The sequence below is a fragment of the Flavobacterium urumqiense genome, assembly GCF_900108015.1.
In the GTDB taxonomy this organism is placed as follows: Bacteria; Bacteroidota; Bacteroidia; order Flavobacteriales; family Flavobacteriaceae; genus Flavobacterium; species Flavobacterium urumqiense.
Map to the genome: position 1 here is coordinate 1 of NZ_FNVP01000014.1, position 25,665 is coordinate 25,665.

Annotated in this window: 22 protein-coding genes; 9 read left to right on the top strand and 13 right to left on the bottom strand. The window is 32.6% G+C overall.

All coding sequences use genetic code 11. The features are described from left to right. Positions 1 to 355: 355 nt before the first annotated feature. Positions 356 to 1,030, bottom strand: a complete 675-nt coding sequence (locus C4S35_RS13750; RefSeq protein WP_104000729.1) for a DUF4294 domain-containing protein — start codon at positions 1,028 to 1,030, stop codon at positions 356 to 358. An 83-nt stretch (positions 1,031 to 1,113) separates the two neighbouring features. On the opposite strand from C4S35_RS13750, the gene C4S35_RS13755 reads away from it, so the two are divergent. Next, positions 1,114 to 2,202: a M42 family metallopeptidase gene (locus C4S35_RS13755; RefSeq protein ID WP_104000730.1), complete on the top strand. Its 1,089-nt coding sequence runs from the start codon at positions 1,114 to 1,116 to the stop codon at positions 2,200 to 2,202. A gap of 86 nt (positions 2,203 to 2,288) precedes the next feature. Here C4S35_RS13755 and C4S35_RS13760 read toward each other — a convergent pair whose 3' ends face one another. The 4 genes from C4S35_RS13760 to C4S35_RS13775 form a co-directional block, all read right to left on the bottom strand. Then, a complete protein-coding gene (locus C4S35_RS13760) occupies positions 2,289 to 3,722 on the bottom strand; it encodes a TolC family protein (protein ID WP_104000731.1) in 1,434 nt (477 codons plus the stop codon). Beyond that, complete coding sequence (locus tag C4S35_RS13765; RefSeq protein ID WP_104000732.1) at positions 3,715 to 6,882, bottom strand: efflux RND transporter permease subunit; 3,168 nt, start codon at positions 6,880 to 6,882, stop codon at positions 3,715 to 3,717. The genes C4S35_RS13760 and C4S35_RS13765 overlap by 8 nt, the downstream gene beginning before the upstream one ends. Positions 6,883 to 6,904: 22 nt before the next feature. After that, on the bottom strand, positions 6,905 to 7,987 hold the full coding sequence (locus C4S35_RS13770; RefSeq protein WP_104000733.1) for an efflux RND transporter periplasmic adaptor subunit: 1,083 nt from the start codon (positions 7,985 to 7,987) through the stop codon (positions 6,905 to 6,907). A 168-nt stretch (positions 7,988 to 8,155) separates the two neighbouring features. Continuing rightward, positions 8,156 to 8,551 carry a hypothetical protein gene (locus C4S35_RS13775; protein WP_104000734.1) on the bottom strand — a complete coding sequence of 132 codons (396 nt, stop codon included), beginning with the start codon at positions 8,549 to 8,551 and terminating at the stop codon, positions 8,156 to 8,158. 339 nt (positions 8,552 to 8,890) lie between these two features. Here C4S35_RS13775 and C4S35_RS15855 point away from each other — a divergent pair, with 339 nt between their 5' ends. Then, positions 8,891 to 9,169, top strand: coding sequence for a DUF1801 domain-containing protein (locus tag C4S35_RS15855; RefSeq protein ID WP_208618886.1), 279 nt, complete (start codon positions 8,891 to 8,893; stop codon positions 9,167 to 9,169). A 153-nt stretch (positions 9,170 to 9,322) separates the two neighbouring features. Here the strand turns inward: C4S35_RS15855 and C4S35_RS13785 are convergent, their stop codons facing one another. The 3 genes from C4S35_RS13785 to C4S35_RS13795 form a co-directional block, all read right to left on the bottom strand. Next, entirely contained in the window at positions 9,323 to 10,279 is a 957-nt protein-coding gene (locus tag C4S35_RS13785) for a phosphoribosylaminoimidazolesuccinocarboxamide synthase (RefSeq protein ID WP_104000736.1), read from the bottom strand. Positions 10,280 to 10,374: 95 nt separating this feature from the next. Further along, a complete protein-coding gene (locus C4S35_RS13790; RefSeq protein WP_104000737.1) occupies positions 10,375 to 12,723 on the bottom strand; it encodes a S9 family peptidase in 2,349 nt (782 codons plus the stop codon). Positions 12,724 to 12,769: 46 nt separating this feature from the next. Further along, positions 12,770 to 13,597 (bottom strand): Cof-type HAD-IIB family hydrolase, encoded by an 828-nt coding sequence (locus C4S35_RS13795; RefSeq protein WP_104000738.1) that lies wholly within the window; start codon positions 13,595 to 13,597, stop codon positions 12,770 to 12,772. Positions 13,598 to 13,791: 194 nt separating this feature from the next. Here C4S35_RS13795 and hmpA point away from each other — a divergent pair, with 194 nt between their 5' ends. Both hmpA and C4S35_RS13805 read left to right on the top strand, forming a co-directional pair. Further along, positions 13,792 to 14,994, top strand: a complete 1,203-nt coding sequence (gene hmpA / locus C4S35_RS13800) for an NO-inducible flavohemoprotein (RefSeq protein WP_104000739.1) — start codon at positions 13,792 to 13,794, stop codon at positions 14,992 to 14,994. Between the two features lie 11 nt (positions 14,995 to 15,005). Beyond that, positions 15,006 to 15,431 (top strand): Rrf2 family transcriptional regulator, encoded by a 426-nt coding sequence (locus C4S35_RS13805; RefSeq protein WP_104000740.1) that lies wholly within the window; start codon positions 15,006 to 15,008, stop codon positions 15,429 to 15,431. A gap of 46 nt (positions 15,432 to 15,477) precedes the next feature. Here C4S35_RS13805 and C4S35_RS13810 read toward each other — a convergent pair whose 3' ends face one another. Together C4S35_RS13810 and C4S35_RS13815 are read right to left on the bottom strand one after the other, a co-directional pair. Continuing rightward, a complete protein-coding gene (locus C4S35_RS13810; RefSeq protein WP_104000741.1) occupies positions 15,478 to 16,428 on the bottom strand; it encodes a PhoH family protein in 951 nt (316 codons plus the stop codon). A 21-nt stretch (positions 16,429 to 16,449) separates the two neighbouring features. Next, positions 16,450 to 16,995, bottom strand: coding sequence for a hypothetical protein (locus tag C4S35_RS13815; protein ID WP_104000742.1), 546 nt, complete (start codon positions 16,993 to 16,995; stop codon positions 16,450 to 16,452). 123 nt (positions 16,996 to 17,118) lie between these two features. Between C4S35_RS13815 and C4S35_RS13820 the strand changes: the two genes are divergently transcribed. The 5 genes from C4S35_RS13820 to dnaN all read left to right on the top strand — a co-directional run bounded on the left by C4S35_RS13820 (position 17,119) and on the right by dnaN (position 21,995). Further along, positions 17,119 to 17,946, top strand: coding sequence for an SAM hydrolase/SAM-dependent halogenase family protein (locus C4S35_RS13820; RefSeq protein ID WP_104000743.1), 828 nt, complete (start codon positions 17,119 to 17,121; stop codon positions 17,944 to 17,946). Between the two features lie 63 nt (positions 17,947 to 18,009). Next, positions 18,010 to 18,306: a putative quinol monooxygenase gene (locus C4S35_RS13825; protein ID WP_104000744.1), complete on the top strand. Its 297-nt coding sequence runs from the start codon at positions 18,010 to 18,012 to the stop codon at positions 18,304 to 18,306. Between the two features lie 52 nt (positions 18,307 to 18,358). Beyond that, entirely contained in the window at positions 18,359 to 19,084 is a 726-nt protein-coding gene (gene gldF / locus C4S35_RS13830; RefSeq protein ID WP_104000745.1) for a gliding motility-associated ABC transporter permease subunit GldF, read from the top strand. After that, positions 19,084 to 20,769, top strand: coding sequence for a gliding motility-associated ABC transporter substrate-binding protein GldG (gene gldG, locus C4S35_RS13835; protein WP_104000746.1), 1,686 nt, complete (start codon positions 19,084 to 19,086; stop codon positions 20,767 to 20,769). Before gldF ends, gldG begins: the two co-directional genes overlap by 1 nt. A 107-nt stretch (positions 20,770 to 20,876) precedes the next feature. After that, the gene (gene dnaN / locus C4S35_RS13840; RefSeq protein WP_104000747.1) at positions 20,877 to 21,995 is read left to right on the top strand and encodes a DNA polymerase III subunit beta; all 1,119 of its coding nucleotides are present in this window, start codon (positions 20,877 to 20,879) and stop codon (positions 21,993 to 21,995) included. A gap of 183 nt (positions 21,996 to 22,178) precedes the next feature. On the opposite strand, the gene C4S35_RS13845 is transcribed toward dnaN, so the two are convergent. From C4S35_RS13845 to C4S35_RS13855, 3 genes are all read right to left on the bottom strand, one after another. Then, positions 22,179 to 23,951: a MutS-related protein gene (locus tag C4S35_RS13845; protein ID WP_104000748.1), complete on the bottom strand. Its 1,773-nt coding sequence runs from the start codon at positions 23,949 to 23,951 to the stop codon at positions 22,179 to 22,181. A gap of 63 nt (positions 23,952 to 24,014) precedes the next feature. After that, positions 24,015 to 24,848 (bottom strand): universal stress protein, encoded by an 834-nt coding sequence (locus tag C4S35_RS13850; protein WP_104000749.1) that lies wholly within the window; start codon positions 24,846 to 24,848, stop codon positions 24,015 to 24,017. Positions 24,849 to 25,200: 352 nt separating this feature from the next. Further along, positions 25,201 to 25,407 (bottom strand): hypothetical protein, encoded by a 207-nt coding sequence (locus tag C4S35_RS13855; protein WP_104000750.1) that lies wholly within the window; start codon positions 25,405 to 25,407, stop codon positions 25,201 to 25,203. Positions 25,408 to 25,665: the final 258 nt, after the last annotated feature.

The following is a 25,665-nucleotide window of genomic DNA, read 5'->3' on the forward strand; positions in this document are numbered from 1 at the left end:
GAAAGTGTTTTCCTCTCCCCGGCCCTCTCCGAAGGAAAGGGTGACAAAATGGATAGATTGATGCTAATCATTATACAATTGGTCGCAGAAATGTAGTACTGTTAGTATACACTTTCACTCCTATATAGGAGAACAAATCAATAGTGGGCATTAGGACTGTTCCTTCGTAGAAATCAAAAATTCGATGAAACGCTGCGCGCGTTAGGGATAGCAGCGGAAAGCCCACAAGAAAGTGAAGTGAAACGCAACTTTATGAGGACTTGTAACGAATAGCCCGACCGTTTATAAAAAAGAGGCTAATACCCTTATTGATAATAGCCTCTTTTTTTATAAGCGGGAACGCCCAAATGGTACTCTAATTTATTTTTTGTGCTTTTGACAACCAAGAATCCGTTAAGCTGTCATAATCTACAGGAGCTGCAGGTTTTTGATTTTGCAATCTTCCAGATTCGAAAGCTCTTACCAATATTGTTTCTATTAAATAGTCTTCGTTGACATCGTAAGGAGCATATTTTGTCTTTAAATTGATATCAAACATACTAGCCGCTGTGTTAGACCAAAAAGCTTTCCAACCACTTTTAAGGTTTTTGACTAGATCATATGTTGTTATACCGGTTTGACGATGAATTAACTTTACGAGTATTTGACCTTGCTTACGGGACAGCTTTTTGAGCTTGGATTCAAATTCATTACTAAGGTAATCTTCAACTATCTTAAAGTATTTCTTCTTTTCCTTATTTGTATGAAGTGCTGCCATTCCTTTATTAAGAACAATCAATCGCTCCGAAGCCAGTTTTGCATAAGGATAGGTTTTATAAACTCTGTTTTGAAGAATCATAAATTGCTTTTTCGCTTCAGGGTCGAGTTTCTCTTTAAAGACTACTAATTCGGGTAATTGTATGGTGTCATTTAGTATTGAATCGTTTTCAGTTAATACATAACCCATCTTGGTAGTATCTTTTGGGGTTATTTGAGCATTAACTTCTATAGTTGTAAAAAGTAAAAAAAAGAAAAGTATACCGATCTTCATTGGTTGAAAAATTTAATTGCCAAAATTATACATTATTAATGCAACTGTGATGCCAAATTTATAATTTAGCAAAAAATAACTTTATGAGTGCTAAATCAATATTAAAAAAGTCATCACTTGACTTTTTAGAAAACTATCTTAATAATGCATCGCCTACAGGATATGAAAGTGGCGGGCAAAAATTATGGATGGATTATTTGAAACCCTATGTTGATACTTTTATAACCGATACATACGGTACTGCTGTAGGAATTATAAATCCAGATGCTCCATACAAGGTAGTAATTGAAGGTCATGCAGACGAAATTTCTTGGTATGTAAATTATATTACTGAAGACGGCTTAATCTATGTAATTAGAAATGGTGGTTCAGATCATCAGATTGCTCCTTCAAAACGTGTCAATATCCACACTAAAAACGGAATTGTAAAAGGTGTTTTTGGCTGGCCAGCTATCCACACTAGAAATAGAAGTAAAGAAGAAGTGGCTAAAGTCGATAACTTGTTTATTGATATTGGTTGTGAAACTAAAGAGCAAGTCGATAAAATGGGAGTTCATGTTGGTTGTGTGATTACATATCCTGATGAATTCATGATTTTGAACGAAAATAAGTTTGTTTGTCGTGCCATTGACAACCGTATGGGTGGGTTTATGATTGCTGAAGTGGCTCGTTTGTTACACGAAAATAAAATAAAACTTCCTTTTGGATTGTACATCACGAATTCTGTTCAGGAAGAAGTAGGTCTTCGTGGTGCAGAAATGATTACTAAAACTATCAAACCAAACGTAGCAATTGTTACTGATGTTTGCCACGATTCTACTACTCCAATGATCGAAAAGAAAATTGAAGGTGATACAAAAATCGGCAAAGGTCCTGTAGTTACTTATGCGCCGGCTGTTCAGAATAATTTGAGAGAACTGATTTTAGAAACTGCTATGGCTAAAGAAATTCCGTTCCAGCGATTGGCTTCCTCTCGTGTTACCGGTACAGATACCGATGCTTTTGCTTACAGTAATGGCGGTGTAGCTTCGGCTTTGATCTCATTGCCTTTGCGTTATATGCATACAACCGTTGAAATGGTACACCGTGATGATGTAGAAAATGTCATTAAATTGATTTATGAGACCTTATTGAAATTGGAAAATGAAGAAACCTTTTCTTATTTCAAGTAATTTTTAGCTGTCAATAAATTTATCTGCTTTATATTTAATAAAAGAAGCCGGGCAATTATGCTCGGCTTCTTCATTATAGGTTTATTTTATCTCCAACCACCTCCTAAATCTCTATACACATGTACAAAAGCATTCATCTGATTTTTTTTGGTTTCTATCAATTCCATTTTAGAATCTAATGCATCACGTTGCGTCATAAGAACTTCAAAATAATCTATTCTAGCTGACTTAAACAATGCATTAGAAGCATCAATAGACTTGTTAAGAGCATCAACTTGTTGCGATTTTATACTATAACTCTTTTCTAGATTACTAATCTTCGATAGTTGGTTCGAAACTTCCAAATACGCATTTAGGATAGTACGTTCGTAGTTATACATTGCCTGAAGTTGGCGTGAATTGGCATTGTAAAACTCTGCTTTAATTCTATTTCTATTAATAAGCGGTGCTGCTAAATCCCCAGCTAAAGAATACAGTAAAGATTCAGGAAATTTCACTAAATAAGATGTTTTAAACGCTTGTAATCCAAAGGCTGCAGAAATATCAAGTGACGGATAAAATTCAGCACGAGCGACTTTTACATCTAATTTTGCTGCTGTCAATTCTAATTCAGCTTGTTTGACATCTGGACGATTTTCTAATAATTGTGACGGAATTCCAGACTTTATAGCTATTGTAGAAAAATTCAAAAAGACATTTTTATCTCGCTTAATTTTTTCTGGATATCGCCCTAATAAAAAGTTGATTCTATTTTCCGTTTCTACGATTTTTTGATTGATTTCAAACTCCATACTTTTTGATGACAAAACCTCTGCTTGAAATTTTTGAACCGCAAGTTCAGTTGCTCTTGCTGCTTCTTTTTGAACTTTTACAATATTTAAGGCATTATTTTGCAATTCAATAGTTTGTTTTACTATCTCTAGTTGACTATCTAAAGCTAACAATTCATAATATGAATCAGCTACTTCGGCAATAAGATTAGTAACAACAAAATTTTTGCCTTCAATTGTGGATAAATACCTGCTTACAGCTGCTTTCTTAGAATTATGTAGTTTTTTCCAAATATCTACTTCCCAGTTGGCATAAGCTCTCAAATTAAAATCAGTAAGAGGATCTGGAAATTCTTTTCCTGGAGCAACTTCAGTAGAAGCATCACCAGCCCCTTGGCTGGTATATCTTCCCACTTTTTCCACTCCTGTCCCAGCTCTCAAGCCAACTGAAGGTAATAAGGCTCCTTTTCTAACTCGGATGTCATTCTTAGCAATTTCTATTTCTTGCAAAGTAATATTTAATTCCTGATTGTTTTTTAAGGCAATATCGATTAAATCAACTAGGTTTTTATCATTGAAATAGTTGTGCCAAGTAACCTTTGACACATTAATTGAGTCTTTACCACTGCCATAACTTTCAGGAACAGTACTATTTGCCGTTGATGATGCTACCGACGGGGCTTTACAGCTAATTATGCTAAGGCAAGTGCTCAACATTATAACAAAGCTTTGTAACTTATTTTTATTCATTATGATCGATTTCTTCGGTTAATGGATTATTGTTTTGTTTTTTGACTAATTTAATTTTTGCCGCAATACTACCAAATATGTAATACAATCCCGGAATAATTAATACACCACAAACAGTTCCTAAAAGCATTCCTCCAAGAGCAGCGGAACCAATGGTTCTATTCCCTATTTTACCTGGACCTGATGCAAATACTAATGGAATTAATCCAGCAATAAATGCAAATGAGGTCATTAATATGGGACGGAATCTAACTTTGGCACCTTCCAAAGCTGCTTCTAATATTGTTGCACCTGCTTCATGCTTTTGGACGGCAAATTCAACAATCAAAACGGCATTTTTACCAAGCAACCCAATAAGCATTACAAAAGCTACCTGAGCATAAATGTTGTTTTCTAAACCACAAATTGAAAGTAATAAAAATGACCCAAAAATACCTGCAGGAAGAGATAATATGACTGCAAAAGGCAAAATAAAACTTTCGTATTGCGCTGCTAAAACTAAATAAACAAACAGTAAACAAATCAGGAAAATAAATATCGCTTCGTTACCACGACCAACTTCATCTTTAGATATTCCTGCCCAATCTATACCAAATCCTCTTGGTAAAGTTTTTTCTGCCACTTCCTGGATCGCTTTAATAGATTCTCCGCTACTGTAGCCAGACGCAGATTGACCACTTATTTCGGCGGCATTATACATGTTGTGACGTGTGATTTCTGATAAACCGTAAACTTTATCCATATGCATAAACGCCGAAAACGGAACCATTTCATCACGATTGTTTTTGACATACAACTTCAAGATATCTTCTGGTAACGCCCTATATTCTGGAGATGTTTGAACAATAACCTTATATTGGCGATCGTATTTAATAAAACTAATTTCATAGTTACTACCAACCAATGTAGAAAGCGTGTTCATGGCATTATCTATAGTAACACCTTTTTGTTGGGCCATATCGTTATCAATTCTCATCATGTACTGCGGGAAACTTGCACTATAGAAACTAAACACCGATGCTAATTCTGATCGTTTATTCAATTCCTTTACGAAATCATTGTTTACCTTTTCCATTTTCTTGTAATCGCCAGAGCCTGCTTTATCAAGCAAACGCAATTCAAATCCGCCCGCTGCCCCATAACCCGGCACCGCTGGTGGTTGAAAAAATTCAAGAGTTGCACCTGTAATATTTTTTGATTTTTCTTCGAGTTCTTTCATGATCTCATCAACAGAATGCTTGCGGTCTTCCCAACTTTTTAGGTTAACTAAACAGGTTCCTGAATTGGCTCCTGTTCCTTCAGTTAAAATTTCAAATCCAGCCAATGCTGATACAGATTTAACACCATCAATTTTTTCTGCAATTTTTTGAAGTTTTAAAGCTACATCATTGGTTCTTTCTAAAGAAGATCCTGGAGGAGTTTGTATAATAGCGTAGAACATTCCTTGGTCTTCATTTGGAATAAATCCTGATGGAAGACTGTTATTTAAAAAAAATATTCCTAGACAAAAACTGATTAAAACACCAAATGTTAATGTTCTTCGATTTACAATTTTATTAAGTATCCCTGTATATTTTCCAGTAAGTTGATTGAATTTATCATTAAATCCATCTAAAAAATTATTTAACGGAGTTTTCTTTCTTGCAACACCGTGATTATTTTTTAACATCATAGCACAAAGAGCAGGCGTAAGTGTTAATGCCACAACGCCAGACAAAATAATACCTGTTGCCATTGTGATAGAAAATTGTCGGTAAAAGATACCTACCGGACCAGACATAAATGCAACAGGAATGAATACTGCCGCCATCAAAAAGGTAATGGCTATAATAGCCCCACTAATTTCGTGCATTGCCTTTTTAGTAGCCTTGAGGGGACCTAAATGCTCTTCTTCCATCTTAGCATGTACTGCCTCGATGACAACAATGGCATCATCAACTACAACACCAATAGCTAAAACAAGCGCAAATAATGTAACCAGATTTATCGAAATTCCAAAAATCTGCATGAATGCAAATGTTCCAATAAGTGAAACAGGTACTGCGATTGCTGGAATAATAGTAGAACGCCAATCACCTAAAAATAAGAATACTACTAATCCTACCAGAATAAAAGCTTCAACCAAGGTGTGAATTACTTTTTCGATAGAGGCATCTAAAAATTTTGATGCATCATAACTAATTTCATAATCTACCCCTTTAGGGAATGAGGTACTCTTGATTTCTGCTAATTTTGCTTTTACGTCTTTAATTACTTGAGAAGCATTACTTCCATACGATTGTTTTATTGTTATGGCTGCAGAAGGTTTACCGTTTAAATTCGAATAAATATCGTACATCGAACTTCCGAATTCTACATTGGCAACATCTTTCAGTCGCAGAATTTCACCATTTGGATTGGATTTTAAAATAATATTTCCATATTGTTCTTTAGTGGTAAAACGTCCAGAATATTTCAAAACAAATTCAAATGCTTGAGAGCGTTTTCCCGAACTTTCTCCGGTTTTACCCGGCGAAGCTTCTAAGCTTTGTTGGGATAAAGCTTCCATTACTTCATCAGCAGAAATCTTATACGCTAACATTCTGTCTGGCTTCAGCCAGATGCGCATCGCATAATCTCGGTTACCCACAATATCTGCATCACCTACTCCATCAACTCTCTTAAGTTCTGAAAGAATATTAATATCTGTAAAATTATATAAGAATTTTTGATCCATTGTCGGATCTTTGCTATACAAGTTAATGTACATCAAATTGTTAGACTCTTCACGAGTAATTTTTACTCCTTCTCTAACTACAAGTGGCGGTAGTTTATTAACTACTGACGCAACCCTGTTCTGAATATTTATTGAAGCTTGGTTAGGATCAGTTCCTAAATTAAAGATTACTTGAATTGAAGCTTCCCCATCATTACCGGCATCAGATGCTATATATTTCATTCCTGGAACACCATTAATAGCTCTTTCTAAAGGAATTACAACTGATTTAATCAACAATTCATTATTTGCTCCAGGATATTCCGCTGTGACATTTACTTTTGGAGGCGAAATAGACGGCAATTGAGTAACTGGCAAATGGGTTATAGCCAAAATCCCAAGTAATACTATCATCAGTGATATCACTATTGACAATACTGGTCTTTCTATAAATTTATTAAACATTTCTTTATCTTTAGGATTACGACTATTCTGCTTTTAATTTCAAATGATTCAGTACTTCTGATGGTTTCTGAAAGGCATACTTTATTTTATCATCCTCTTTTACTTTCTGAACACCTTCCAATAGAATCTTTTCATTTTCAGTAATACCGCTTTTTACTACATAAAGGTCTGGCATTTCTCCTGTAATGGTTATTTCTCTTGATTTCACAACATTGTTTTTATCAACTACAAAAACATATTTTTTATCCTGAATTTCGTAGGTTGCTTTTTGAGGAATTACTAAAGCATTATGTTGTGGTACTATCATCTGAATCTCCCCACTTTCTCCATTTTTTAGCAATTTATCTGAGTTTGGAAACCTAGCCCTGAACGAAATATTTCCTGTTTCACTATTGAATTCACTTTCAATAACTTCTACATTTCCTTTATATTTAAAAAGTTGTTCGTTTGCTAAAAGTAAACCTACTTTAGTTTCGCCACGATCTTTAACATCTGTTTGATAATTCAAATATTCTGGTTCAGAAACATTGAAATAAGCAAACATCTGACTGTTATCTGACAGACTAGTTAACAATGCACCTTCGTCAACCAAACTCCCTAATTTTAATGGAATACGGTCAATAGTTCCAGAAAATGGAGCTCTGATTTCAGTAAATGATAAATGTAATTTTGCCAAAGAAACTTCGGCTCTAGCTTGTTCTAGTTTTGCCATTGCCAAAGCCTGTTCATTTTTTGAAACTATCTTTTTATCCACTAAAATTTTAGTGTTTTGTAATTCAATCTCGGCTCCTTTAGCTTCTGCCTGTGCTTTTAGTAATTCAGCCTGAAACTGTGTTGGCATAATTTGAAACAATATTTGACCAGCTTTTACATACTGACCTTCATCAACATAAATTTTTTGCAGATATCCTTTTTCTTGATTACGAATCTCAATATTTCTTATTGATTTAATTTGTGTAACATACTGTTTAGTAAAACAAGTATCTATTCGTAAAGGATTAGTAACTGTAAACTTAGTAACTTCTTCTTTTTCTTCCTTTTTTGAGTTACAACTAACAAGAAATAACGCGGCCATTAAGCCCGTAAACACAGCAATTTTTTTCATGATTTAAAATAGTAATTAAGCAATTGATTTGTGGAATTCAACGATTCCTTTTGGAGGTAACAAATACGTAAAGTTGCCTGGAATTGGCACAAAAGCCATTCAAGAAAATAAATAAGTATCACTTAAAAAAGGCAATACTAATCAGTAACAAATAATATCAATTGATTATCAGATTCTTAACACTTTATTTGTAATGTAGATTGGTGTAGATTGGCCTCTGATAGGCTCACAATTATAAAAAACATTGTGGTAATATGGATTTTCAAGAGAATCACCATAAGACAAATACCATTTAGCAAGCAAAGAGTGTTTTACTTGGAATAATTTATTTGTTTTACCATCTTCATGATTATCGCAATGAGAAAATTCTTCATCTAAGTCAAAATCACTATATTCAATCAATGAGTAAGAATGATGTAAAATAGTAATTTGATCTTGTTCTATTGATGGAAGATTACAATTTGAAATTGAAACAAAAGTACTTTTATACAAATTCGCTTGCATTTTATTTCCTCCTGTAAGCAGTAAGGTAAAAAAATATAATATAAATACTGTTTGTTTCATTTGCGAACAAAAGTAAAAAAATATATGCATCAAAAAACGACTAGAATGTTAAAAAAAACCAATATCGCTATTATAATTTATTTAGGATTATAGTCGTTAGAAATTTAATTTTACTGAAAAAAAAGGTACTATTATCTTGATTTGATAATTTAGACAATGCCATAAAGTTTAGATAAAGGCCATTAACAGAAATTGAAATCTTGACTTTTTTATTTACTTTAGTTTTATCGAATCTTGTATCTATTTCTTTCCATAAAAATACCCCAAATAGTGTGTAACTTTTTGGGGGCAGTCTATTACAGTGACGCTTTTTTAAAATTCAATAAAATTATTAAAAACTTGCAATTAGTTTTGATTCTGGTAATTTCAAAAATACAACAGCATCTTTTGCGTTCGCTATTTCGATATATTTTAATGCGTTGGCACCAATTGCATTTTTCTCTTCTAGGAATCTATACCGACCAAGAACTGCTGAATCAGATCGTCATCGAACTTAGCTCCCAAAAATTAGATATGGGAAAAGGTTGCATCCGATTTAAAAAGATGGATCAAATTCCATTTGATTTAAATGCAGAATTAGTGCAAAAAATATCTGTTGAAGAATGGATTAATTGTTAAGAATCTCAAATTAAAAAATCAAAATAAGCAACAATCTTAAAATTAAAAATTACGAATGTCATTAAAAAAAGATTTTAGGATGGGTATTACTCATAAAAAAAAACCGCAATTCATAGTGTGAATTGCGGTTTTTTATTGAATCTATTTTTAGATTTATTTTCTACTCTTTAGATAAGCCAAGACATTTTTCTCAATTCTTTCATCAATATTTGAAATATCAGCCTTTAAAAAATTTTCTCCTAAGATATTTTCATATAATTCGATATATCTTTCTGAAACCGTTTGAATATATTCATCAGTCATATCAGGAATTTGTTGTCCTTCCAGCCCTTGAAAACCATTTTCAATTAACCAGCGACGAACAAACTCTTTTGATAATTGTTTTTGTTCTTCGCCTTTATCCTGACGTTCTTGATATCCTTCAGCATAAAAATAGCGAGAAGAATCCGGTGTGTGAATTTCATCAATCAAGACAATCATGTCTTCTTTGGTTTTACCAAATTCATATTTGGTGTCAACCAAGATCAATCCACGGCTAGCTGCAATTTCAGTTCCTCTTTGAAATAAATCTCTTGTGAATTTTTCTAAAACGATATAATCTTCTTCAGTAACGATTCCTTTTGAAAGAATAGCTGAACGCGAAATATCAGCATCATGTTCTCCATTATCTGCTTTCGTGGTTGGCGTAATAATAGGTTCCGGGAATTTATCATTTTCTTTTAAACCTTCTGCCATTTTTACTCCGCAAATTTCTCTTTTTCCAAGAGCATATTCACGAGCAGCATGACCAGAAAGATATCCACGAATCACCATTTCAACTTTAAAAGGTTCACATAAATGACCAACAGCAACATTAGGATCAGGAGTTGCAATTAACCAATTAGGAACAATATCCTGCGTCAATTCCATGAATCTAGTAGCAATTTGATTTAGGATTTGACCTTTGTACGGAATTCCTTTTGGCAAAACTACATCAAAAGCGGAAAGCCTGTCTGTAGCAACCATAACCAAAAGTTCATCATTAATATTATAAACTTCTCTTACTTTACCTCTGTAAACTGATTTTTGATTAGGAAAATTAAAGTCAGTTGTTGTAATTGTATTGCTCATTATAGTTGTTATGTTGTGTTGTGTTGTTTTTAATAAATGCAAATTTAAAATTATTTCATACAGATTCACTAAAAAAAGAGTAGTTTTTACTTACTCTATTTTTCAAGAAGCGTATTGTTGAATAAATTAAGAATACGGCTGTATTCATCAACCCAAGAATAGGTTTCTTTAAAACCATGAGATTCAACCGGGAAACTTGCTAAAGTCCATTTTTTCTTTCCTAATTCTATAAAACGTTGTGATAAACGAACGATGTCTTTGTACTCCACATTGTCATCAATCATTCCATGAAGCATCAATAAATTTCCTTCTAAATTATTTGCAAAATAAATTGGAGAGCTTTTTTTATAGGCATTTGGATCGGTTTCCGGGAAATTAAGAATATTTCCTGTATATCCATGATTATAATGCGCCCAATCCGTCACTGAACGCAATGCAGCCCCCGAAGCAAATTCTTTGGGAGTAGTAAGCATTGCCATAAGCGTAATGAAACCACCGTATGAACCGCCATAAATTCCAACTCTGCCAGCATCTATTCCGTAGTTTTGAATCAAATAATTTTTTCCGTCAATCTGATCCGTTAAATCTTTTCCTCCCATAAATCGATAAATTCCGGTTCTGAAGTCACGACCATATCCATCACTTCCTCTATAATCTATATCTAAAACAGTGTAACCTAAATCCACTAATAAATTATGGAACATGTATTCTCTGTGATAATTACTCCAATAATTATGGGCATTCTGTAAATAACCTGCACCATGAACAAAGAGTATCGCCGCTTTATTTGCTTTGTCCGTTCGTGGTTTGTATAATCTGGCATGCACTAAAGTTCCGTCTTGTGCTTTATAAGTAATTACCTCTGGTGTGCGCCAAGAATATGCTTTGAATGCTTCGGTTGTTGAGTTTGTAATTTGGCTAAGATTTGTATTTTTTTTATTTTCGGCAACATACAGTTCCCAAGGTTTATTTTTATAAGAATAACGAACCAATAAAGTATTCTCATCTGGAGATAAACTTACTTCGTGTGCGCCATCCTTAGTAAGAAGTGGCTGTAAAACACCATCTGAAACAGGCAGTTTATAGAAATTTCTATTTCCTGGATGCGTTGTATTGGTCGTTAAATAAAATGATTTTTTATCTTTTGACAAAGTCACATTACGAACTTCCCAATTCCCTTTAGTGAGTTGTATTTTCTTTTTTGACTTTAAATTATAAGTGTATAAGTGAGAATAGCCCGTTACTTCTGATGGAAAATAAATGGTTTGGTTGTCACCAAGAAATCCAAGTGTTCCCGAATCAAAAGAATCTGAAGGAATTCCGGGTCCGCCAATCCATGCTTCATCGTGTTGGTGTTCAATTTCCTCAAAAGTTCCTTTTTCTAAATTTAGACTCACCAACCATCTATCCTTATTATCTTGACTTCTTATTTCAGCAATTCCGTAAGAACCATTTTGATTATAAACAGGTTCCTGAACAACAATTAGTTTATCCGCTTTTTCTTTGTTACTTGATTTTTCATACAAACTCAAATATTTTGGCGCATCTTGAATATGACTCAATGATGAAAAATTTACCATGTAAACAGAATCCTTAGCAATATTGTAAATTCCAAATTTAGTGTTTACCAAATTATTTATAGATACTTTTTCCTTAGTATCAGGCGTTTTATTGTACCCATCAGCAGTAACGAAAACTTCCATTTTTTCGCTTTTTGTATCTGGCTGTTCTGTCAATCTAAAAGTCGCATAATTTCCATTTGGGTTTATTTTTATACTTTCCAAAGCGTTTTTTCCATAATAATATCCTTTTGGAAAATCCGATTTTACAGCATTTGTTTTTACCAGATTCCATTTTTTCTTGGCCTCTTGATCCCGCACAAATTGAAACAGTTCATTCTGCTGATTTTTCAAAAAAGAATCGGTATCGGTATCAGCATCAACCGCTTTTCCTTTCTTAAAATTAGTAATTTGAATTATTGTTCCCTCTTTAGTATTGTATTTGAATACATTTTCATTCTGCTCAAAAAATACAATCCCATCTTCAAAACCCAACTGCAAGTTCGAAATTGAACCACTCTGTTGATACAGTTTTTTAGAAACCTTATTTTTAGCTGAGTAGGAAAATAACCTTCCTTTATCAATATAATAAAATAAATCTGAGGCTTTGTTTTCCTTGAAATCAAACTTAGAAAATTCAGCTTCTTTTAAAGAGGCCAATTCCGGTTTTGAAGAACCATTTTTCCAAAAATAAGTAGATAATCCAAATTCATTATTTGGATTCCATTCGAAATAAACTTTTTTTCCATCCAATGACCAACGCCCATTTACTGGCTGAACGCCAATAAAAGCATCGCCTTTCATTATTTCTTCTAACTTTAAATTTTGACTTTGACTTGCTATGGAAAAGAAAATACAAATAAGAACTGCTATTTTTTTATTCATTTTATTAAAGGTTATTTTAGAGGAGATTTAGGTTTGGTTGGGAAAATTATTTCGAGACTTCTAAATTTAAAATTGTTTGCGAAAGGTATTTTGCAACACCATCATTATCATTTGAAGTAATTATTTCTAAATGCGGAAGCTTGTTTTTCAAACTATCAGGAGCATTGCCCATTAATATCCCTCTAAAAGTTGAATTCAACATTTTTTCATCATTATAGCCATCCCCAAATGCTATTGCATGTTCAAACATTAAATTCTCTTTCTCAAGTATTTTAGCAATAGCAATGCTTTTATCGACCGATTTATCCATAAATTCTAAACAAAGCGGTAAGCTAAAAGCATGACTAAAAACATCAGGATGCTTCACCAGAATTCTATCCCTTAATATTATTAATTTAGCATGGCTGTCGTGCGTAAAAAACATTTTAATTGCGCTGACATCTTCAAGCGTTTTAAAATCAACTAATTCTGGGATATAATTTAATTCGGTTTGAAAACTGTTTAGTTTTTCATTGTGCTTATTTGTTTGCCAAACATTTTCTTTAAAAAGTACCGTTGTAAATTCAGGTTCAATGTCTAATGCCAAAACCGATTTTATTGCCTCACTATCCATATCGTAAGAAAAAAGCAATTCTTTATGAGGAGAATGAATTCGAGCGCCATTGGAAGTAACTAAATAAACTGGACATCCTAAACTTTCCACAATTGGCATAGCATCAAGATGATGACGGCCGGTAGCGACAATAATTAAATAGTTTTGATTGTGAAGTTTTTGAAAAACAGTTTTGGTATATTGGGATATTTTGTGATCTGAATTGAGTAAAGTTCCGTCTAAATCACTAATAACTACTTTAATTTTTTCTTTTAAAATCATTTCTTTTTAACTGAAATTTTATTTATTACAAATTTATTGCATTTTTAAGAGAAACGCAAAAATTTATAAAAAGTTTAGGTTATCATTTCCTGACGATATTTTAAAAAATACATTTAAAACACATTGTTGCATTTAAAATACAACAATATATAAAATGATTGCTATATTTGTAAAAATTAAAATATAATAAAGTCATGAATTCAAGTCAAAAAGAATTAATAAAAGCAACTGTACCAATTTTAAGAACAAATGGAAATGATTTGATATCCTATTTTTATCAAAGAATGTTATCCAATAATCCAGAGTTGAAAAACATTTTTAACATGGCAAATCAAGCTAGTGGAAAACAACAAAATGCTTTAAGTGGAGCTGTTCTTGCTTACGCTGAAAACATAGAAAATCCTACTGTTTTGATTAATACGTTAAAATCAATTGGAAATAAACATGTAAGTTTAAATATTCAACCAGAGCAATATGATATTGTTGGAAACCATTTAATTGCATCGATAAAAGAAGTATTAGGTGATCTCGCAACAGTAGAATTAATTGAAGCCTGGACCTGTGCTTACAATGAATTGGCTCAAATAATGATTAGCATTGAGGCTGAAATGTATCAAAACACAATTAATAAAAAAGGAGGCTGGAAAGGCTGGAGAACCTTCATAATCTCCAAAATTGTAAAAGAAAGCGACGAAATTAATTCATTTTATCTTACGCCGGAAGACAGCAAAAAAATTGCCGATTTCTATCCGGGTCAATATATATCTGTGAGTACTTTTATTCCTGAATTAGGTTATAAACAGCCTAGACAATATAGCCTGTCTTCTTATTCTAATAGTGAATATTATAGAATTTCGGTAAAAAAAGAAATCAGTCAAAATACAACTCCTGATGGAATTGTTTCCAATGCATTACATAACAAAAAGGAAGGTGATATAATTGAAGTTAGCGCACCAGCGGGGGTGTTTTTTGCAGATCCAGAAGCTAAAAATCCTTTGGTATTAGTTAGTGGCGGTGTTGGACTTACTCCGATGATGAGTATGGTTGAAACCAATAAAAATTCACTTCAAAAAAATCGAACAGTTTGGATTCACAGCTGTCGCAATGAAAATGTTCATGCGTTTAAAAATACTATCGAGGATTTAAACAATGAAAATGAGTGGTTAACCTCTTTCGTTTTTTATGAAACTTTACCCGAATCAGCAACAAACGCTATCAAAGGAAGAATTGATTTGCATCAAATTAAAGAAGAAATCCTTATTGAAGATGCAAAATATTATATTTGCGGACCGGCTATTTTTATAAAAGTTCAATATCAATCTTTGGTTGCACTTGGCGTAAATAGAGAAAATATTCTGTATGAAGAATTTGGCCCTCAATTATTAAGCCTTAATTAGTAAATTTTAATATGAAATTGAATCACTTTACCGATTTTAGTATGCGCGTTTTGATGTATTTAAATCAAAAAAATGATACTCCCCAAAGTTCTTTGGATGATTTAGCCAATACTTTTAAAATTTCGCGAAATCATCTCATTAAAGTGGTTCAATTCTTATCGGCAAATCAATTAATTCTCACCAAAAGAGGAAAGAATGGCGGAATAGTGATTTCTGAGAAAGCAAAAGAAATTCTATTAGGCGATTTAATTCACCTATTAGAACAAGACGATACACCTATCGTCAACTGTGATTCAAAACCTTGTATCTTTCAATCACACAATTGCAAACTAAAATCGTTGTTCAATTCCGCTTATCAGGCTTTTATTGAAAGCTTAAATCAGCACAAACTTTCTGATTTAGAATTCAAAACTTGGAATACTATGTTTCAGGATTAATAAAAAAATTAAAAAAGGAGGCTTTATGAAAAAGCCTCCTTTTGTTTTAATCATTATTTTCAATCATTTTATAGGCATCAATTACTTTTTTAACTAATCGGTGTCTCACAATGTCTTTATCATCCAGATATATAATTCCAATTCCTTCCACATCTTTTAGAACTAATATTGCTTCTTTAAGCCCTGAAATAGTTCTTCTTGGTAAATCGACTTGTCCTGGATCTCCCGTAATCATAAATTTGGCGCTTTTTCCCATACGAGTCAGGAACATTTTCATTTGCGAATGAGTAGTGTTTTGGGCTTCATCCAAAATTACAAAAGCATGATCCAAAGTTCGGCCACGCATAAATGCCAAAGGTGCAATCTGGATAATTCCTTTCAATATATAATCTTCCAGTTTTTCATTGGGCAACATATCACGCAAAGCATCATATAAAGGTTGCATGTAGGGATCCAATTTTTCCTTCATGTCACCTGGAAGAAAACCAAGGTTCTCCCCTGCTTCAACTGCCGGACGCGTGAGTATAATACGTTTGACTTGTTTTTCTTTCAATGCTTTTACAGCCATGGCAACACCAGTATAGGTTTTCCCTGTTCCTGCCGGTCCAACTGCAAAAAGCATATCGTTTTTATTCATGGTATCCACTAACAATTGTTGGTTGGGAGTCATCGCCTTTATGATTTTACCGCCCACTCCGTGTACCAGAATTTTGTCATGATCGCCCATTCGCTCCACTTGCTTACCATCACTTAAAATAACACGCTCAATAACGTTGTTATCAATAGTATTGTAACGTGTAAAATGAAGCATCAACCGTTGAAATCGTTTTTCGAACTCGTCCAGAACTTCTTTTTCACCAAAAGCTTTCAAGGTCGTTCCGCGAGCGACAATCTTTAATTTTGGGTAATATTTTTTAATTGTTTCAAGATGAGTGTCTTGAGCGCCCCAAAAGTCTTTTGGAGCGATGTCTATGAGCTCGATTATCCTTTCGTTCAAATTAAGTATTTTTAGGTTATTTTAATTTAATGTCAATCGCAATCCAATTCCGTTTGAATTGGTAATTAAATCCAGTTTTTGATTATTGTATTGTTTATATCCAATAGTCGATTGATTATTAAATTCAGTAACGACATTTTCAATTTTTTTTGAAAACCCAATTTTTATTGGAATTGCAGCTGCAAACGAAGCAAGTCCAATATATGTTGCTACACTGGGTTTTGCTCTTCTACCACTCGAACCACTTCCGCTTCCAGGTATTCCGGCTGAAACTATAGTAGAAAATCCATCCGAGATCGCATTATCAAATGCAACTATACCTAAATCAAACACAACCATCCCCAATCCGCCATATAACATAATATTTCCTATCGTTTTCTTTCTCCTCCCGGAATTATAATCCGCCAGTAATTTTTCATTATTTGCTAATAGCGCTCTGACTCCATCCGACGAAATTTTATTATTTTCCATATCACTAATGGTACCATTTGACTTATAAATTAGTTTTTGAGAATAAGATTGAAAACTACAAAAGAAAAGCAAAAGAAAAAAAATGGGTTTGATCATAAGTTTTGTTTTAAATTCAAATTGAAAATTCTATTTAATTAAAGATTAAAATACTTTAGCTTTGCGTTTCTCAAATTTAATGAAAATTAGGTTTACAAAATACCAATAGTTATAAACAAATTTATGTCAATAATTACCCTTACTTCCGATTATGGCTTGAAAGACCACTTTGTAGGTGCGTTGAAAGGGAAAATATTGTCCGAGTATTCCGAAGCAACAATCATAGATATTTCGCATGATGTAGACCCATTCAACACTGTTGAAGCAAGTTACATTATTGGAGCTTCTTACGCGAGCTTTCCAAAAGGTTCTGTTCATCTCATTGGAGTTGATATGGAATTTAATAAAGAAAACCAACATATTGTCATGCAATGGAATGACCATTATTTTATTGCCGCCGATAATGGGATTTTAAGCATGATGTCACAAAAAATTGTTCCGCAAAAAATGGTGGCAATTAATATACACGATCGTTTACCGAGTGAAGCTACTGATCTGGATGTTTTTGTAAAAGTAGCCTGTCATTTAGCCAAAGGGGGATTAATGAATGTCATTGGTAAAGAAATCAATACGATTAAGCACGTTACAAATCTACAAGCCACGATTTCAGAAGATGGGAATTCACTAAAAGGAAATGTGATTTACATTGATCATTTTGGAAATGTTATTACTAATATTTCTAAAAAGTATTTTATTGAAGTTGCCAAAGGCAGGCCTTATGAAATCGTTTTGAAAACCAAAAATATTAAAACTATTTTGCCAAATTATTCGGCCATTGCAAGTTCTGATAAATATCCGATTAAGTCTTATGAAGGAGAAAAATTAGCCATTTTCAATGAAGCTGGTTATCTGGAAATTGCTATTTTCAGAAGTAATCCTTCTAAGGTAGGATCTGCGAATAGCTTGTTGGGATTGAATTACAGAGATATTATAATTATAAAATTTGTTTAAAGTTTAAGGTTTAAAGTTGAGCAGCTTTAAACCTTAAACTTTAAACCTTAAACAAAAAAAACAATGTTTGTACGAATAGTAAAATTGAGCTTTCACCAGGAAAACATTCCTGCTTTTTTAGAAAACTTCGAATTGATGAAAGAAAAAATACGAAACGCTCCAGGAAATCGTTTTTTAGAGCTGTATCAGGACAAAGACAATAAATGTATTTTTTTCACCTACAGTTATTGGGAAACCGAAGAAGATTTAGAAAATTATAGAAAATCAGAGCTTTTTTATGATGTTTGGTCTTTTACCAAGAAATTATTCAACGATAAACCAGAAGCTTGGAGCGTTGACAAATTAGTGAGTTTACAGTAATCCACTTCAGTTATCAGTTTCAAATAACCAAATCAACGAATAAACAAAAAAAATGAAATCCATATTATTACGAGAGATAAAATCTTTTTTTGGTTCACCCATAGGTTACTTGGTAATCGCTATTTTTTTAATTAGTAACGGACTATTTTTGTGGGTCTTTGAAGGAGAATACAACATCTTGAATACTGGTTTTGCCGATTTAACTCCATTTTTCACCTTGGCCCCATGGATATTAATCTTCTTGATTCCGGCAGTAACTATGCGCAGTTTTTCTGATGAAAAGAAACAAGGAACTTTAGAATTATTATTGACCAAACCATTGAGTATTTGGCAAATTGTAAATGGGAAATTTCTTGGAGCTCTACTCTTAATTGTGATGGCAATCATTCCAACTTTTATTTATGTTATGGTAATTTCTCGTTTGGGAATTCCCGAAGGTAATATCGATATGGGAAGCACAATTGGTTCTTATTTTGGTTTATTGTTTCTAATTGCAGGATATTCTGCCATTGGAATCTTTACGTCTACGCTGTCCGAAAATCAAATTGTGGCATTTATAATTGCCGTTTTCCTATGCTTCGTTTTCTATTTTGGGTTCGAAGGTTTATCAGCTATTGTTCCTAAGATTTCTTCCTTTATTTCCTCCTTAGGTATGCAGGATCATTTTAAAAGCATGAGCCGTGGAGTTCTGGACACCAGAGACATTATTTATTTTTCAAGTGTTACGGTTTTCTTTTTATCCTTGACTGTTTATAATTTAAAATCTTTTAAATCGTAATGAAACCTATTAAAAAAAGCAACTTAAAAACTTTATTGGTTACAATCGCAATTTTGCTGATTATAAATGGTATTGGGAACCAATTATTTCATCGTTTTGATTTAACCAAAGATAAAAGATATACACTTTCTGCCACTTCTGTAAACATAATTAAACAAATACAAAATCCTTTGTCTATAAAAATTTATATGCAAGGCGATTTACCAGCTGAATTCAAACGATTACAGCAGGAAACTCGACAATTATTAGAAGAATTTCAGGCGTATAACAAAAATATTGTTTTCGAATTTGTAGATCCATTGGAAAACAAAGACGAAAGCATGGACAACATAAAAGAATTGTATCGCAAAGGATTGACTCCAATAAATATTACCGTTGATGACAAAGGGAAACAGTCGCAAGCTATGGTTTTTCCTTGGGCGATTGCAGTCTATAATAATAAGGAAGTCAATATTCCTTTGTTGAAAAACAGAATGGGTGCTTCGACTACTCAAAAAGTAATTGGATCCGTTCAACATCTGGAATATTCTATTGCTGATGCTTTAAATAAAATTACTAAAGACAAACAAAAAAAGATAGCTGTACTCAAAGGAAATGGCGAGCTTCAGGATATATTAATGGCTAAATTTTTAATGCAAGTAAGAGAAAGTTATCACATTGGACCTTTTACTTTAGATTCGGTTGCCAAAAATCCTATTGGAAGTTTAGACGCTTTAAAAAAATATGATTTGGCCATAATTGCTAAACCAACAGAAACTTTTTCGGATGCAGAAAAACAGGTTTTAGACCAATTCATTATAAATGGGGGTAAAACTTTGTGGCTTGTAGACCAAGTTTCTGCAGAAATGGATAGTTTATATAATTCATCAGGATCAACATTAGCATATCCAAGAGATTTAAATTTGAATGATTTATTCTTTAAATACGGAATCCGAATAAATCCAGATTTGATAAAAGACGAACGTGGAAGTCCAATAAAATTAGCTTCCGGAGATCAAGGAAGCGCAACTCAATTCCAGGAATTCAACTGGAAATTTGCACCTCAGGTTTATCCAAATAGTCCGCATCCAATTGTGAAAAATTTAGGTGGAATCAAATTCGATTTTGCTAATGCAATCGATACGTTGAAAAACGGAATTAAGAAAACCATCTTGTTGCAGTCTTCTCAATATTCGAAAAAAATTGGCACGCCAACAGAAATCAATTTAAATACAGTAACCGAAGAAACAAGTCCAAATGATTATCTGAACAAAGGAAATATTCCGCTTTCGGTTTTGTTAGAAGGTTCATTTCATTCTATGTTTGAAAATAGGGTTTTACCATTCGATCAAAAGAGTTTTGAAAGCAAAGGAAAAGAAAACAAAATGATTGTTATATCAGATGGTGACTTGATAAAAAACCAATTGGATAAAAACTTTCAACCAGTAGAATTAGGTTACGATCAACGCTTTGGAAATTTGTATGATAATAAAGATTTTCTAATAAATTGCGTCAATTATTTGCTGGATGATACTGGACTTATTAACATTCGAAGCAAAGATCTTGACTTGCCATTATTGGATAAAGAGAAAGTTTATGAAAACTACACCGCTATACAATTCATAACTATCGGGCTACCAATTCTTATTTTAGCACTTTTTGGAATCCTATTTACATTCCTAAGGAAGAGAAAATACAGCAAGTAGATGTTAATAAAAAATTTTCCATACTAAAGTACTTTACGATATATTTGTAAAATGTATGGTTTTTAAAAATAAAATAAAAAGTATACCAAAAAAATAAAATATAACAGATGAAATTTATAGTATCGAGTTCGTACTTATTGAAACAATTACAAGTTTTAGGTAACGTTATCAACAGTAGCAATACTTTACCTATTTTAGATAATTTTCTATTTGATTTAGATCAGAATGTATTGACGGTTTCTGCATCGGATTTAGAAACAACGATGTCAGCGGCATTAACTATAGATTCTACGAGCAAAGGAAGTGTTGCTGTACCGGCAAAGTTACTATTGGAAATCCTAAAAACATTTCCTGAGCAGCCATTAACGTTCACTGTTGAAGAAAATAGCACGATTGAAATTAGTTCTAATTCTGGAAAATATGCTTTGGCCTATGCTCCGGGAAATGAATTTCCTAAAGCTGTAAACTTAGATGATCCTTCAGTAACATTAGTTCCTGCCGATGTTTTGGCAACCGCTATCAGCAAAACTATATTTGCTGCTGGAAATGATGATTTACGTCCGGTGATGTCCGGTGTTTTCTTTCAGTTTTCGCCACAAGGATTGACATTTGTAGCTACTGATGCTCACAAATTAGTCAAATATGCACGTACAGATGTTGTGGCTTCTCAAGTGGCTGATTTTATTATGCCAAAAAAACCTTTGACTATTTTAAAAAATATTCTCACAAGTTCCGATGCTGAAATAAAAATTGAATACAACGATTCGAACGCTACGTTCTCTTTTGATAACTATATTTTGATGTGTCGTTTGATTGATGGTAAATATCCAAACTATGAAGCGGTAATTCCAAAAGAAAATCCAAATAAATTGATGATTGACCGTTCACAGTTTTTGAGTTCTGTTCGTCGTGTTGCTATTTTCTCTAACAAAACTACACACCAGATTCGTTTGAAAATCGCTGGTGCTGAATTGAATGTTTCTGCTGAAGATATTGACTATTCTAATAAAGCAGAAGAAAGATTGACTTGTGATTATCAAGGTGATGATATGCAAATAGGATATAACTCTCGTTTTCTTACGGAGATGTTGACTAACTTGCAATCAGATATGATTATGCTTGAAATGTCTTTACCAAACAGAGCTGGAATTCTAACTCCTGTTGATGGATTAGAAGACGGTGAAACGGTAACCATGCTTGTAATGCCAGTAATGCTAAATAGCTAACCACTATTTAGATTTTAAAATACGCTATTAACTAAACCATTTTTATATTTAAAAAACCGTCTCGTTTAATTACGAGACGGTTTTTTGCTTTTAGTCCTTTTAATTTTTGACATTCCGACGAAGGGGAATCTCATCGTGTAAATCCTTTTGAATAATTTTACAATATGTTAACTGAACACTTTTCTAAATTACTCCCATTTTTTTCATTAGGAAAGTAGCACTTCGATTTTTACAAATTCCATCCCGAAGTTTATAGTCAAAATGTAATTCGTCATTGTGGATTTCGACTTCAAAACATTTATTGGTAAGTGTATTAGGAAAGTCATTAGTTGTCAGACAAACTTCAATATCATGCGTTGCGATGGCGCCAATAGCCTTTTTTGCAATCACTTTTTTGACAACTTCTATGGTTCCATTTCGTTTATCATCAGAATTGGTACCTCTTAATATTTCATCCAATAAAACAAAAGCTGGTCTTTCTTGCAATTCATCCATAATTTGTTTTAGACGCTTTATTTCGGCAAAGAAATACGATTCACTGTCGGATAAAGAATCTGATAATCGCATTGAAACCAAAACTGGTAAAGGATGTACATTTGCACTGCTGGCACAAACAGCCGATCCCATTCCTGACAACACCATATTAATCCCTAAGCTGCGCAAAAAAGTACTTTTGCCAGACATATTAGAACCCGTCAAAATCATGAAGGATTGCGGATGAAAACGCACCTCATTCCCTACTCTGGTTTTCTCATTTAGCAACGGATGACTTAGATTAGAGAAATCAATTTCGAAATTTGTATTTATATTTGGAAAAACAAACCCCGGATTATTATAGGATAAATTACCCAAGCTATTCAACATTTCAAATTCACCAATTACTTCTAACCAATCTTCGAGCGCTTCAGCATGACTCTTTTTCCATTTTATCAAAGATTTTAAAACATGAAGATTAAAAAGAAAAGTTCCGTTGAATACTAATGCGGTTACAAAATTTCCAATACTGTCCATTTTCGAAAATAAAACAGCCAATTGCTTCAGATGAACACTGGCGTTTTCTTTTTTATAAGTCAGTTTTTGTCGCAAATCAATCAATTTTTGAGATTCGAAAGTTTCCTTCTCAATTTTTTGAACCAGTAAACTATATTGATTGATGATTTTGTCGACGTTTTCTGCATTGGCAATTTCAATTTGAATACGTCTCAAAAATCTACCCATAAAAGCTAAATTAAAAACAAACAAATAAGTTAAATAGGATACAAAAACTAGCTTTGATGTCACCAAATATGCGATAAAAACACCAAAGAATAGAACAGGTGAAATATAAGAAATCAACATTGTAGCTTTTGATAGAGGCCTACTTTCTGAGGTACTCCATTTCAATAAAGTTTCATAACTGGATTGCGTATCCTGACTTATTTTGGCGAAAGCCAAGAATTCTTGACGCCAATCTAGCTTTGTGGATAATTCTTTAATGGCTTTATGATTTTTTAAAATTTCCTCATTTGGCAAAAGCGTTAAAAGTTGTTTAGCCAATGTTTTTTTACCAATAAATGTGGCTGTTCTGTTTAGGTTTTGAAATAGGGAATCTTCTCCAAAAATATCCAAATCGTATGCATAAGGATGATGAAAATCGTTGAACTCCTGACCGTTTTCAAAAATGATTTTTTTCCTTTCTAAATAAGATATTTCATTTTTATTAATTTCAATTAGGGCAATCAATATCTGTTTTTGTAAAGATAATTTTGAATGAAAACGCATTAAAAGAATAAATGACCCAAAGAGTACAACAGCCAAAATAATCAAAACAACTTCGCTTGTTTGAATGTAATAATAGATGGAAACTAAAAAAAGTACAATAGTTAGCAGTCTAAAAAAACTGATACTATTGTACTTTTTGTTAATTGTATTTAATTGTGTTGAATAGCTTTCTTTTTTCGATTTATATACTTCCATAATTCATTTGATGAAATGCAAATATAACGAAATTAGATCTGGGCTTGAAGCCTAATTTTAGCATCAATCAATATGGATGGCTAAAATTGGAATATCAAAATTGGTCGCCATTTTTTTAGTGAAACTAGGTTTGAATAATCCTTCAAAAAAACCTCTTTTATAGGTAAGCATAGTCAATACATCAATCTCTTTATACAGAATAAAATCTAATATGGTTTCTTTTACTTCGTCACTATTAGTAACAAAAAACTCTATTGGCTCTTGCATAAACTCTGTTTCCCATTTTTCTATTGTATCTTCAGAGACATCAGAATCACTTGTTTTTACATAGAGACATTTTACTTTAGCCTTTGTTTTTTTAGCAATATCCAAAACGGTTTTAAGTGCCTTTTTATCTTTAGGTCTGAAACGGGTTGTAAACCCAATTGTTTCAACTTGTTTGAATTTTGCATCTACTGGTACGCACAACATCGGAACATCGATTTTTGCTATTGCAGACCCTGTGTTTGTACCTAAGAAGAAGGATTCCCACCCTGTCGCTCCGGAAGTTCCCATTACTACAAAATCAATTTTATCTTCCTTGATAGATCTTTTAATATTAAATAGCAAATCACCATCCATAAGTCGGTGAGAAATTTTTATTTCGTCCAGATTGCGTTCTTCAGCTATTGCCCGGAGTTTTGGAATCTCCTCTTTAAACATCGTAAATTGGGATAATTCCAACGAATCATAGATTACTGCATAATTTTCCGGGAAAAACTGATTATCAAACACGGGTAATTCAAATGTATGCAACAAAATGAGCTCTCCTTGAACTATTTTTGCAAATTCTAAAGCATGCACAAAAGCATTCGTGGCAACTTCAGAAAAGTCAGTGGGAAATAGAATTCTTTTCATTTTAGCATGTATTTTAAATTAGTTCTTTTATCAAAGATAATCATTATACTACATGTTTAACCTGACAATTATCAGGTATTTACTTAATTATTTAAAAAAAACAAAAAATATTTCGTATTAATTTAATAAATTCTAAAAAGTAAAATAATAATGCAGTCAAATTAATTTTTATTCGGGAATGGCAAGAATTGGAATATTACATGAAAAGCTAGTTTTTTTGAAAGACTAATCTGGAATAATTTTTTTTTTCAAAAAAATTCTTATGATAAACATGCATCGTAATCATGTTAATTTTATTCAAATCAATAATTTCTGGAATAATACCCTCAATATTATTATTGCTAATGAGATGCTAGGTAATATCTTTATCCTTGATACTTTTCTGAAACTCTTCCCTAAAAGCATCTATGTATGCATCAAATACTTTAGCAAAGTCGATTACTTTTTTTTGAACTTTGATACCTTCATAATTACATTTTATAAGGAAAAGTATTTTTGTTATTTGCTCGCATTTTAATTTTTCAGGTATTGCAAATAATACAGCTTTAGTATCATTCATCACTTTTATAGTTGCTGTTTCTAAAAAAAATTTCTGTTAAACTCGTTACTCCTGTGGTTCCCATAATAACATAATCGATATCTTCATCTATTGTAATCTTAAATATTTTATTGATTAAATTGCCATGATCCAAAAGATTACTTATTTTTATATGTTCCAAATTATTTTGTTCCGCAATTCACCTTAAAAAAGGAACTTAATCTTTATAATTCTCAAAAATACCTAACTCTAAAATATCATAAATTTTATTCAACACAC

Excerpts from the sequence above, each read along its gene's own strand:
- C4S35_RS13750 (WP_104000729.1), bottom strand. The coding sequence starts at position 1,030 with ATGAAGATCGGTATACTTTTCTTTTTTTTACTTTTTACAACTATAGAA.
- C4S35_RS13755 (WP_104000730.1), top strand. The coding sequence starts at position 1,114 with ATGAGTGCTAAATCAATATTAAAAAAGTCATCACTTGACTTTTTAGAA.
- C4S35_RS13760 (WP_104000731.1), bottom strand. The coding sequence starts at position 3,722 with ATGAATAAAAATAAGTTACAAAGCTTTGTTATAATGTTGAGCACTTGC.
- C4S35_RS13765 (WP_104000732.1), bottom strand. The coding sequence starts at position 6,882 with ATGTTTAATAAATTTATAGAAAGACCAGTATTGTCAATAGTGATATCA.
- C4S35_RS13770 (WP_104000733.1), bottom strand. The coding sequence starts at position 7,987 with ATGAAAAAAATTGCTGTGTTTACGGGCTTAATGGCCGCGTTATTTCTT.
- C4S35_RS13775 (WP_104000734.1), bottom strand. The coding sequence starts at position 8,551 with ATGAAACAAACAGTATTTATATTATATTTTTTTACCTTACTGCTTACA.
- C4S35_RS13785 (WP_104000736.1), bottom strand. The coding sequence starts at position 10,279 with ATGAGCAATACAATTACAACAACTGACTTTAATTTTCCTAATCAAAAA.
- C4S35_RS13790 (WP_104000737.1), bottom strand. The coding sequence starts at position 12,723 with ATGAATAAAAAAATAGCAGTTCTTATTTGTATTTTCTTTTCCATAGCA.
- C4S35_RS13795 (WP_104000738.1), bottom strand. The coding sequence starts at position 13,597 with ATGATTTTAAAAGAAAAAATTAAAGTAGTTATTAGTGATTTAGACGGA.
- hmpA (WP_104000739.1), top strand. The coding sequence starts at position 13,792 with ATGAATTCAAGTCAAAAAGAATTAATAAAAGCAACTGTACCAATTTTA.
- C4S35_RS13805 (WP_104000740.1), top strand. The coding sequence starts at position 15,006 with ATGAAATTGAATCACTTTACCGATTTTAGTATGCGCGTTTTGATGTAT.
- C4S35_RS13815 (WP_104000742.1), bottom strand. The coding sequence starts at position 16,995 with ATGATCAAACCCATTTTTTTTCTTTTGCTTTTCTTTTGTAGTTTTCAA.
- C4S35_RS13820 (WP_104000743.1), top strand. The coding sequence starts at position 17,119 with ATGTCAATAATTACCCTTACTTCCGATTATGGCTTGAAAGACCACTTT.
- C4S35_RS13825 (WP_104000744.1), top strand. The coding sequence starts at position 18,010 with ATGTTTGTACGAATAGTAAAATTGAGCTTTCACCAGGAAAACATTCCT.
- gldF (WP_104000745.1), top strand. The coding sequence starts at position 18,359 with ATGAAATCCATATTATTACGAGAGATAAAATCTTTTTTTGGTTCACCC.
- gldG (WP_104000746.1), top strand. The coding sequence starts at position 19,084 with ATGAAACCTATTAAAAAAAGCAACTTAAAAACTTTATTGGTTACAATC.
- dnaN (WP_104000747.1), top strand. The coding sequence starts at position 20,877 with ATGAAATTTATAGTATCGAGTTCGTACTTATTGAAACAATTACAAGTT.
- C4S35_RS13845 (WP_104000748.1), bottom strand. The coding sequence starts at position 23,951 with ATGGAAGTATATAAATCGAAAAAAGAAAGCTATTCAACACAATTAAAT.
- C4S35_RS13850 (WP_104000749.1), bottom strand. The coding sequence starts at position 24,848 with ATGAAAAGAATTCTATTTCCCACTGACTTTTCTGAAGTTGCCACGAAT.
- C4S35_RS13855 (WP_104000750.1), bottom strand. The coding sequence starts at position 25,407 with ATGAATGATACTAAAGCTGTATTATTTGCAATACCTGAAAAATTAAAA.